Here is a 10,921-nt window from a genome sequence, read left to right on the forward strand (position 1 = left end):
GTTTATATATAAATTAGTTTAAAAACTTATGGCTGAGACTTCAGGCTATTACGTTCGCGCTGCGAAACTTGCAGAAGTCGAGACAAAGGGCAGTTTGTTAGTGAATTTGGAAAAACACACGATCGCCCTTTTTTACTCAAACGATCGGGTATACGCGATCGACAACCGCTGTCCCCACATGGGTTTTCCCCTCAACGGCAGCACTTGCAAAGATGGCATAGTCACCTGTCCTTGGCACTACGCCCGCTTTGATGTCGCCAGCGGCGGTACTTTTGACTCTTGGGCCGACGACGTGCGATCGTTCCCAGCGGAAATTCGCGACGGGGAAGTTTGGGTAAATTTAGCACAACAGCTTGACCCTTACGCCCACCAGCGCCAGCGACTTCAAGATGGGTTAGAACAAGGAATTTCTCTAGTCATCGCCAAGTCAGTGATTGCCTTGCTAGATCAGGGGGCAACTGCCAGCGAACCTTTCCAAATCGGATTAGAATTTGGCACCCGCTACAACAAATCGGGATGGGATACGGGTTTATCGATCCACACCTGCTTGATGAATATACTGCCTTATCTAGATCCAGAAGACCGAGCCCCCGCCCTCTATCAGGGACTTTCGGCAGTGGCCCGCGATAGTGCAGGCGCACCTCCTCACTTTGCGGTTCACCCCTTGCCTAATTCTGAGGTTGATGCAGAGACACTCAAAAGCTGGTTCCGGCAATTTATTGAAATCAGAGACAGTGAAGCGGCGGAACGATGTTTGTTGACAGCAGTACGCGCGCCTCTTGAACGAGAACAAATTGCTGATATGCTGTTTGCTGCCGCTACTGACCACCGCTACATTGATGTCGGTCACAGCCTCGACTTTATTAACAAGGCGTTAGAAGCCCTGGATGCAGTGAATTGGGAAGGGGCAGAAACTGTTTTCGCGAGTTTGGTGGCTGGTTTGGCGAATGCGGCGCGCATGGAAGAGTCGAGTTCTTGGCGCTACCCTGTGGATGTGGTGGCAATTTTAGAGTCAGCAATGGCGCAGTTGCCTGCAGCTTTAGAAATGGGCCGATCGCACCGGGGCAATTGGTTGGGAAGAGAACAGTTAATTCCGATGTTGTTGGGCGAAGATGTATTGGCGATCGTCGATGCACTTTTAACTGCCTTGAAAGAAGGTTGTAGCGAAGACGAATTAGCCAGTGCAGTCACTTATGCTGCTGCCCTCCGCGTAGCCCGGTTTAATACGAATAACGACCACAGCGACTGGAATTCAGCGCACCATCCCTTTACCTTTGCGAATGCGGTGCATCAAGGATTGCGACGATCGCCTTCAGTAGAGTTGCTGCGGGGAGTTTTCGATGCAGCGATCGGCGTATATCTCAACCGTTTCTTAAATGTACCGCCTGCGCGACTTCCCGAACCAACAGATGTAGTTGAGAATCCAGAGGAATTGCTCAAACAACTGCCAGACTTGTTGGACAGACAGCAACAGGTGAATCAAGTCGGTAAATTAGTTGCCAAATACTTATATAGCGGTGGCAAATCGGAACGGTTGATGGCAGTTTTAGGAAAACTGATGCTGCGGGAAAATCGGGATTTCCACGTTATTCAGCAGGTAGAAGTGGCATTTCGCCAGTATGCTTTATTAGAGAATGCGGGCGATCGCATTGTGGTATTAGTAGCGGCGGCAAGGTATTTAGCCGCCCATGCCCCGACAGTGCGATCGCAAGCACAAACTTATCAAATGGCCGATCGATTGCACCGGGGCGATCGCTTATTTGAGGAGTCACCGGAAGTATTGTAAAACTTCATTGAGTTTATAAGCAATTATAAACAATAATGGTATTCTATTGTTGTGAGTGTTGAACAAGCGAATACGCATCGCCCAAAAAACGCAAGTCTCAAATGCAACTAACACAGAGGCACATCATTAAATCAACGTCACACCGTTTCGCCCAAATAGACGAACTAGCTTTCAAGTCCAAAAACCTCTACAATGCCGCCAATTACGTCATTCGTCAGAGCTTTATTTATGGATGGGGTTATGTCAGTTATAACGAAATGAACCGATTGATGAAGTCTCACGAAGCATATAAGGCTTTGCCTGCTAAAGTAAGTCAGCAAATCTTGATGGTGCTAGACAAGAATTGGAAATCGTTTTTTGAAGCAGTTAAAGCTTACAAAGCTGACTCTTCAAGATTCACGGGTAGCCCAAAATTGCCAAAGTACAAAGATAAGACTAAAGGGCGAAACCTTCTCATCTACACGATTCAAGCAATTAGCAGCAAACAGTTGAAGAAAGGAATCATTAAACTTTCCGGCACTGAAATTCCAATTAAAACCCAACTCAATCCCAACCAGATTTGTCAAGTTAGACTGGTTCCGAAATGTGATTCCTATGTAATTGAGGTAATTTATGATGAACCGGAGTCCACCCTGGGCAACGCTAATTTTGTAGCTAGTATTGATTTAGGACTGGATAATTTAGTGGCGTTAACTTCAAATCAACCGGGTTTTACCCCTTTGTTGATTAACGGGCGACCATTAAAATCGATTAACCAGTTTTACAACAAGCGCTCTTCACGATTGCAATCCCAGTTAAAAGAGAACCGCAAAACTTCACCCCGGATGAGCGCGCTTAACTCGTTGTCGCCATCAAAAAGTTGATAATTACTTGCATCATGCTAGTCGTGTGATTGTTGACCATTTGGTAGCGAAGCAAATTGGGACATTGGTGGTTGGGAAAAATGCACAGTGGAAAACCGAAATTAACTTAGGTAAACAAACCAATCAAAACTTTGTCAACATTCCTCACTCTCGATTAATTGAGATGTTGGAATACAAAGCTCTGCTGGCGGGAATCAAGGTAATTGTGCAGGAAGAATCCTATAGTTCACGGGCCAACTTTCTGGGTCTAGACCCAATTCCTGTTTACGGAAAAACTGATAAAGAGCCTGTGTTCACTGGTAAGCGTATCAAGCGAGGTTTGTACAAAACATCGACTGGTCAGTTAATTAATTCTGATATCAACGCTTCGTACAACATCCTCAGAAAAGCAATCCCAAATGCCTTCAGCGATGGGATAGGGAGCTGCGTAGTTGGGCCAATGCGGGTTAATCCGCTCAAAGTGAAAGTGAAGGGGGAGGGACTTGAAGCCTCCCATGTCTATAAATGACTATACTTTTACCAGCTATAGCTTCTCGTCATAACTCACATCTTGCACCAATATCAATAATCCTTTTTTGGGCGGGATCTCCTGCCCACTCCACAAGAAAACTCATTGAGCAGAACCCTACATTCCCATCAGGTTGATTCACTGGGTGTGGGATGTAGGGTGTGGGATCCCACGCGTAAATAAAGTGCAAGCCGCTATACAGTTCGTGGCGTCTGGGATTAAAATAAGGAGGCTCTTATGTTTCGTTTAGACAGGGATTCCAACCCCGTCTAAACGAGTGCTCCCAAATCTCCAGATTTGGAAGGGGTTTTAAACCCTTACTGCTTTTAGTCGTGGGCAGAGGACGGAAGCATTTCTCCTGCCTCCTGTCCTCTGCCTTCAGGAGATAAAATGAAACCCGAATTCAATTTTTTTCAGCATTGGTATCCTCTTTCGCCAGTCGAAGATTTAGATCCCAAGCAACCAACATCTGTGACACTTCTGGGACTGCGTTTAGTCATCTGGAAACCAAAATCATCTGAAACTTTCCAAGTGTTTTTAGATCGATGTCCGCATCGGCTTGCTCCCCTAAGTGAGGGTCGCATTGATGACGAAACAGGGAATTTAATGTGTAGCTATCATGGTTGGCAATTCGATCGGCAAGGAATTTGTACTCATATTCCCCAAGCGGAAAATCCAGAACTTGTAAGCAAGAATAAAGAAAATCTGTGTGCTGTAGCACTACCAGTTCGTCAGCAACAGGATTTACTCTGGATTTGGCCAGATGCAAAATCAAGCGAACAAGCTGCAAATACACCCTTACCTTTATCACCGCAAATAGATGCAACTAAAGGCTTTGTTTGGTCTTCTTTTGTACGAGATTTAGAATATGACTGGCAAACTCTTGTGGAAAATGTGGCAGATCCGAGTCATGTTCCTTTTTCTCATCACGGCGTGCAGGGCGATCGCAAACAAGCAAGACCGCTCCCGATAAAAATTGTGCAATCAACACCCAATTTGATTGAAGCGACTATAGGAACAGATGTACAAAGAACAATCACTTTTGAACCACCTTGTCGCTTGGAGTATGCGTTCAGTTTTAACGATGGCAGCAAACAGTTTGGACTTATCACCTACTGTATACCTGTATCTCCCGGTAAGTCCAGAATTGTCGCTTCTTTTACCCGTAACTTTGGCAAAACACTCCATCATCTCACACCCCGTTGGTGGGATCACATCAGCAATCGCAATCTGGTTCTTGATGGAGATATGGTTCTTCTACAGCAGCAAGAATATTTTCTCCAACAAACACAATCTACCCAAAGCTGGAAAACTGCCTATAAGCTACCTACAAGTGCAGACCGTTTAGTAATAGAGTTTAGGAATTGGTTTGATCGCTATTGTCACGGACAACTACCTTGGAGCGAAGTTGGAATCAATGTTCCACCAACACGGAATATCAATAGCGATCGCGAACCAATCCTCGATCGCTACAAACAACACACCCAACATTGTCGTAGCTGTCGAGAAGCACTTTTGATTGTGCAACGCTTGCAAGCAGTGCTTTTAATCTACTTTGCTATTACTGTTTGCGCTGTTGCTCTCCTTCCCGATAGATTGCAACTGACTCTGGGTTTACCCTTAATTGTGACAGCACTATTAGGTTTAGGAGCTTACGCTTGGCTGATATTCTGGCTTCGTCCGAGATTTTACTTTGTGGACTACATCCATGCGGACAGATAGAGGCGTTCATGCTTGGAAAAAGTATTAGCTTGCTTATTTTGTTAGATAAAGTTATCACTAGATTAGCGGGTTCTCCTGAACTTGCGGTGATATTTTTATCTAATTACTGTAGTTTAGACTAAAAAATGATTGCAGCCAAAAGTGGCTACCTTTGAATATCCGGCAAGCTGTTACTCAAAAACTCAAGAGGGAGAAGATTAAATAACTAATCTTGAAGACTTTTTACGTCGGGAAACCCGTTTTTTCACAGTGGGATATCGCGGTGCTACCGTCCGTACCCTTCCTTTTTCCCAACCGGGGGATTTTCCCCTATGTTTAGGCATTTTTGCGGGAGTACCAATGTCAACTAAAAGCGAAAACATTGATTGGGCAACAGGTCCAGGGGTTAAATTGATAGTAGCAGATTGCTCTCGTCAGTCTATTCTCGATCACTAAATCTCTGGCCAACCAGAGTTGCCAACTCCGGGGCGGCATTAAATCACTCCAACGCTCCGATTGTTCAGGAGTTCTTAGGTTAGGCAATGTCCAGTGTAGTCGTTGCTTGACAAATTTATACCAATGATCCACTCCAAAGCGTCGTAAATACTTAAACCAGACTGTTTCGCTTAGGGAGAGTTCGTTCTCCCACCCAAGCCAACCATAAGGGTGGAAACGGCTGACCGTTTGACATGGGCTTCATTCTTAAGGGCGAGGATTAAATTGACTCTGTGTTCAGCGGCACGATAAAAATGCAAGTCAAGCCATTGACTGACTCGGACTTGTCCCAACTGTGAATGTTCGTCAATTTCAATCACATTATCCGCGATGAGCCATGTGCTTGGGTCATTGAGTCTCATTTTCTGCCCGTGCTTACGTGGTCTACCGCGACCACTATAGGCTGGTGGTGCTGACCACAAACAGGAATTCTTTCGGACTCTCATTAAGCAATCAGCTTGAATGTCTGCTTGCGCTAATACCCAATTTGCATTGCCATATTCAGGCGTCTAAGACTGCTAAGACTGGATTGATGCTCTGTTCACAGACAAGTTTGAGTTGGGAAGCTGCTTGAAGTATAGGTGAAGACCAACTACTAATTCGTTCATGTAGTAGGGGTAATGCCCAACTTCCTTCTGCTTCGGGTATCCACGCAATTGTACTGTACCCCTGTCCAACAATTACGCCTTCCTGATATTCATGGGTTCTATCTTTTACTGTAGTTTAGACTAAAAAATGATTGCAGCCAAAAGTGGCTACCTTTGAATATCCGGCAAGCTGTTACTCAAAAACTCAAGAGGGAGAAGATTAAATAACTAATCTTGAAGACTTTTTACGTCGGGAAACCCGTTTTTTCACAGTGGGATATCGCGGTGCTACCGTCCGTACCCTTCCTTTTTCCCAACCGGGGGATTTTCCCCTATGTTTAGGCATTTTTGCGGGAGTACCAATGTCAACTAAAAGCGAAAACATTGATTGGGCAACAGGTCCAGGGGTTAAATTGATAGTAGCAGATTGCTCTCGTCAGTCTATTCTCGATCACTAAATCTCTGGCCAACCAGAGTTGCCAACTCCGGGGCGGCATTAAATCACTCCAACGCTCCGATTGTTCAGGAGTTCTTAGGTTAGGCAATGTCCAGTGTAGTCGTTGCTTGACAAATTTATACCAATGATCCACTCCAAAGCGTCGTAAATACTTAAACCAGACTGTTTCGCTTAGGGAGAGTTCGTTCTCCCACCCAAGCCAACCATAAGGGTGGAAACGGCTGACCGTTTGACATGGGCTTCATTCTTAAGGGCGAGGATTAAATTGACTCTGTGTTCAGCGGCACGATAAAAATGCAAGTCAAGCCATTGACTGACTCGGACTTGTCCCAACTGTGAATGTTCGTCAATTTCAATCACATTATCCGCGATGAGCCATGTGCTTGGGTCATTGAGTCTCATTTTCTGCCCGTGCTTACGTGGTCTACCGCGACCACTATAGGCTGGTGGTGCTGACCACAAACAGGAATTCTTTCGGACTCTCATTAAGCAATCAGCTTGAATGTCTGCTTGCGCTAATACCCAATTTGCATTGCCATATTCAGGCGTCTAAGACTGCTAAGACTGGATTGATGCTCTGTTCACAGACAAGTTTGAGTTGGGAAGCTGCTTGAAGTATAGGTGAAGACCAACTACTAATTCGTTCATGTAGTAGGGGTAATGCCCAACTTCCTTCTGCTTCGGGTATCCACGCAATTGTACTGTACCCCTGTCCAACAATTACGCCTTCCTGATATTCATGGGTTCTATCTTTTAATGTTTTAGCATCTGGTCTCCCCCATGCAGTGTGGTCAATTGCCACTAACATATGTTCTGCTACGGGTACTTGCTGTTCTAATTGCTCAAGGGTACAGCATCATCAGTTTTTTCCGATCTGGCCTACAGTCTTGCAATGCTTCGTAAATACTTGGCCATTGACGATTGAATAGCGGGCTGAGTGAAAATTCTGCTAAGCATGACGCATTTCTGGTGGTCATCACTGCATCCATCAGCTCGAATGTCGCATCCTTGGCTCGTACCAATAACTCGTATGCTGCTTGACGAAAGTCCTTTAATCGTTCACTGTTCATTGAGGGAGTGGATAGGTTTTCTTTTTCACCCTCATTCTCTCCTTAACGGTGGCTCTAGTTCTTCTTTGGCCACCGTTCTCATCTTTAGTTAGTCTAAACTACAGTCTTTTAATGTTTTAGCATCTGGTCTCCCCCATGCAGTGTGGTCAATTGCCACTAACATATGTTCTGCTACGGGTACTTGCTGTTCTAATTGCTCAAGGGTACAGCATCATCAGTTTTTTCCGATCTGGCCTACAGTCTTGCAATGCTTCGTAAATACTTGGCCATTGACGATTGAATAGCGGGCTGAGTGAAAATTCTGCTAAGCATGACGCATTTCTGGTGGTCATCACTGCATCCATCAGCTCGAATGTCGCATCCTTGGCTCGTACCAATAACTCGTATGCTGCTTGACGAAAGTCCTTTAATCGTTCACTGTTCATTGAGGGAGTGGATAGGTTTTCTTTTTCACCCTCATTCTCTCCTTAACGGTGGCTCTAGTTCTTCTTTGGCCACCGTTCTCATCTTTAGTTAGTCTAAACTACAGTAATTAGAAAAGCAAGCTAATACGCTTCTCGAAAATTATCAAAATTTGAAAAGCCATATCCTTGTCGCATAATTAACTTAATTCGATTATTTATTCCTGATATCACTCTACTTGTTGTGCGATTAAGAAAGTAATTACAAATCCCTTCAAAATAATTAACAATTGTCGAAGTTGATTCTTGGAAAAATATTTGCACATAATTCAGCCAATCCTTGAACTCTGTATGAGCTATTTTGACGCTCATCTTGGTCTCAATACGGTTCAGATAAGAATAATCTGATTTCCTTTCACAAGTCTGGAACTCTGATAAATGCGTGAAATGAAATTCGTCTGAAAGCCCTAACTGAACCGTATTGAGTCATAAGGCACTTCTTCAGTAAATAATTGCCCCGATCATTTCTTGGAAATTATCCCCTTGTCATCAATTTTCAAATCTGTCTTGGGAAAATCGCTCTTGGTCAAACGGTCAATCAACCCCACAGTCCTAAAATTGTTATCAACAGTCGGCACACCTCGCCCGTCAAGTTGGATGGGGATAATCTTACCAGAAACAAAATCCCCTTGCGGAGTCATTTTCACATCCAAAATTAGAGATTTACCGAGTGCTCCGGCTGTGGACAAAGTGCGATAACCCAAAAAATTGCCCAGGGAATAAGCAATCAATTTCCCTTTATAAAGTTCCATCGCTCTGGGAACGTGCGGGCCATGTCCCAAAATCAAATCTGCTCCCGCATCAATCATCGTCCGCGAAAACAAAACCATATTTCCCCGGTTTTCTCCGTAAAAGAACTCAGTTTTATTTCTCACATTGATAGCTCCCGTTCCTTCAGCTCCAGCATGAACTGATATCACTACAATATCAGCCTTTTCCTTAGCTTTTTTGACAACTTCTGCTCCCGCTTTCAGTTCCAGCAAGGAATTGTGAACGTCGCCGTAGTTGCTGAAACCGATAAAGGCAAAATTCACACCCTTGACATTTTTATAAACAATTTGATCTCTTTTGCCAACAGCCTTCATGCCGTTGCTGTCGATGTTTTTAATCGTGTCCTTAAATCCCTGCTCGTTAAAATCGTAAGAGTGATTGTTGGCAATACTCAAAATATCAAAACCAACATCTTTGAAAATTTTGGCATAACTCGGAGGCGTCCGAAAGGCAAACAGCATTCGTCCGCCGCCTGCTTTGGAACTGTAAGGATAATCGGTCATCGTGCTTTCAAAATTGCCAAACAGAATATCAGCTCCTTGGAGGTACGGTTTTACGGACGCCAATAACATCTCTTTTTTTGCCGGCAGTTTGTTGTAGGGATAATTTGTGCCGGGGATCATGTCACCAACTGCTTTGATGCTGACAGTGGCGGGCACAATGGCAGGTTTTTTGGCAGCCGGGGAGGGCGATTTTGCAGCGGGAAGGGGTTTGGCTGCGGCTGCTGGTGCGGGTGTCGAGCTCACTTCTTGTACCGCAGGCTTTGACGTTAGAGGGTTATTAGTAGCGGTGGGTGAGGATTTGTAAAGTTGAGAAGCCAGCACAAGGCCGGATATCGGTACGAGAATTAGACTCAGAACACCGACTGACAGCCCAGATTTTTTAGTTTTAGTGCCTGCTAATTCTGGCTGCGGTGATGGCTTTTGCTGCCTTTGATGTGGGGGTTTTGGAGTTGGGATTTTAGGGGGTTGGGGCGGAGATTGTTCTGGTGTTTGAGTGGGCGCAGTGGTGACATTTTGAGGTTTTTCTAGCTTGGGCAAAGTCACAGGAATGGGAGAAGCGGGTAAACTAGCGGCTACTGCTGCACTGGCAGCTACTGCGGCATTCACGGCAACTAACGGACTCACGGGTTCGGAAGTCAAGCGTTTTTTTAATTCTACCGTCTGAGTCCAAGCGGGCAATTGCTCGCCGTCGCGCCGCCCGTAAACTGTCACTGAGTAAAGGTTATTTGGTTGCAGCCGCTGCAACCCTTTGACTGCGACTCGGAGACAGGCTTCTTCTGCGGGTAAATGTTCTGCTTCCAGCAGCAGGTGCAGGCTGTCATTTTCCCGGCTGGCTTTAGCCGTGACGCCGAAGCTTTGGAGTGCTTGGCCGATCAGAAATGCGATCGCCCTGGCATCGCCTTCTTTTGCTAAATTTAAAATATCTTGTTGGCTCACAAACGCCTCTACTCTCACACTAGAAATTTAGCTCGATCTTATATCAAATTTGGCGGCACAGCATTAAATACCGATTGATTTAACTTAAGTAAGTGGGTACAAATAAACAAAACGTTGGCAGAGGACGCCTGCGTGAAAGGGTCTACTCGCTCTCACTACAGATCCTAACTAAATCCGACCCTGCTTTTACAAGATAGTATGATTTTTGGCGCTTGCTAGCTGACTACAATATTTCCTAACGGTTATCTTAGTCGATCGCCCAAACACTTCTATCCGGCATAATTGCCCCCTTCAAATTAACATCCGTCAAATCAGCGCTCTCTTTGTTACAGCATTTTGGGTAAATAAAACGGGTTTGTGAGCGTCGAGAGTGCGTCCTGGAATGTACTGAAAATAGGCGGTTTAGCAGCGAAGAATTAACGAAAAAACCGAGTTTATCGTTACGAGTGCCAATGCCCCTGTCCCACTTCCGCCCAAATTCACACAAAAACGATCGACCCGCAGGCTCGGAAGCTTGTTAAAATTTTGGTCAAGCCACGCTATTGGTGAGAAATAGACGGCTAGCCACAATCGTCTGCTAACGCCCCCGCAATGCTGCGCTGCGGGGCCTGCACTGCACACTGCACGTAGGTGAGATTAGCTGCAATCAACTTTCGGGATGCCGCTGCTAAAGTCGCGGCCGCCGATGTAGTTGTTCGTTTGAAACTAAATAGGGCTTGCTGAATATATCGGTCGCACTTGACGTGGCATGGGTTAAGAACTGGTGCGATGCAAGTCAGGTGC

Annotated in this window: 6 protein-coding genes and 3 pseudogenes; 3 read left to right on the top strand and 6 right to left on the bottom strand. The window is 45.2% G+C overall.

The annotated features are described in order from the left end of the window. The first annotated feature begins 28 nt into the window (after positions 1–28). The 3 genes and pseudogenes from QUA00_RS27265 (at position 29) to QUA00_RS27275 (ending at position 4,879) form a co-directional block, all read left to right on the top strand. Positions 29–1,786 carry a Rieske (2Fe-2S) protein gene (locus QUA00_RS27265; RefSeq protein ID WP_333411810.1) on the top strand — a complete coding sequence of 586 codons (1,758 nt, stop codon included), beginning with the start codon at positions 29–31 and terminating at the stop codon, positions 1,784–1,786. Between the two features lie 101 nt (positions 1,787–1,887). Beyond that, positions 1,888–3,157 (top strand): annotated as a pseudogene (locus QUA00_RS27270) (RNA-guided endonuclease InsQ/TnpB family protein). Between the two features lie 390 nt (positions 3,158–3,547). After that, entirely contained in the window at positions 3,548–4,879 is a 1,332-nt protein-coding gene (locus tag QUA00_RS27275; protein WP_333147968.1) for a Rieske 2Fe-2S domain-containing protein, read from the top strand. 605 nt (positions 4,880–5,484) lie between these two features. Here the strand turns inward: QUA00_RS27275 and QUA00_RS27280 are convergent. From QUA00_RS27280 to QUA00_RS27305, 6 genes and pseudogenes are all read right to left on the bottom strand, one after another. Beyond that, positions 5,485–5,841, bottom strand: a pseudogene (locus tag QUA00_RS27280) (hypothetical protein); the annotation flags it as partial. A 727-nt stretch (positions 5,842–6,568) separates the two neighbouring features. Then, a pseudogene (locus QUA00_RS27285) lies at positions 6,569–6,925 on the bottom strand (hypothetical protein); the annotation flags it as partial. 13 nt (positions 6,926–6,938) lie between these two features. Continuing rightward, positions 6,939–7,205, bottom strand: a complete 267-nt coding sequence (locus QUA00_RS27290; RefSeq protein ID WP_333411811.1) for a hypothetical protein — start codon at positions 7,203–7,205, stop codon at positions 6,939–6,941. Positions 7,206–8,012: 807 nt separating this feature from the next. Then, a complete protein-coding gene (locus QUA00_RS27295) occupies positions 8,013–8,240 on the bottom strand; it encodes a transposase (RefSeq protein ID WP_333411812.1) in 228 nt (75 codons plus the stop codon). Positions 8,241–8,389: 149 nt separating this feature from the next. After that, the gene (locus QUA00_RS27300) at positions 8,390–10,138 is read right to left on the bottom strand and encodes a CapA family protein (RefSeq protein ID WP_333411813.1); all 1,749 of its coding nucleotides are present in this window, start codon (positions 10,136–10,138) and stop codon (positions 8,390–8,392) included. A 560-nt stretch (positions 10,139–10,698) separates the two neighbouring features. Then, positions 10,699–10,921, bottom strand: a 223-nt coding sequence (locus QUA00_RS27305) for a hypothetical protein (RefSeq protein ID WP_333147975.1), incomplete at its 5' end; no start/stop codon positions are given.

This window comes from Microcoleus sp. T2B6, assembly GCF_036700475.1.
Classification (GTDB): Bacteria; Cyanobacteriota; Cyanobacteriia; order Cyanobacteriales; family Microcoleaceae; genus Microcoleus.

Excerpts from the sequence above, each read along its gene's own strand:
- QUA00_RS27295 (WP_333411812.1), bottom strand. The coding sequence starts at position 8,240 with ATGAGCGTCAAAATAGCTCATACAGAGTTCAAGGATTGGCTGAATTAT.
- QUA00_RS27275 (WP_333147968.1), top strand. The coding sequence starts at position 3,548 with ATGAAACCCGAATTCAATTTTTTTCAGCATTGGTATCCTCTTTCGCCA.
- QUA00_RS27265 (WP_333411810.1), top strand. The coding sequence starts at position 29 with ATGGCTGAGACTTCAGGCTATTACGTTCGCGCTGCGAAACTTGCAGAA.
- QUA00_RS27290 (WP_333411811.1), bottom strand. The coding sequence starts at position 7,205 with ATGTTAGTGGCAATTGACCACACTGCATGGGGGAGACCAGATGCTAAA.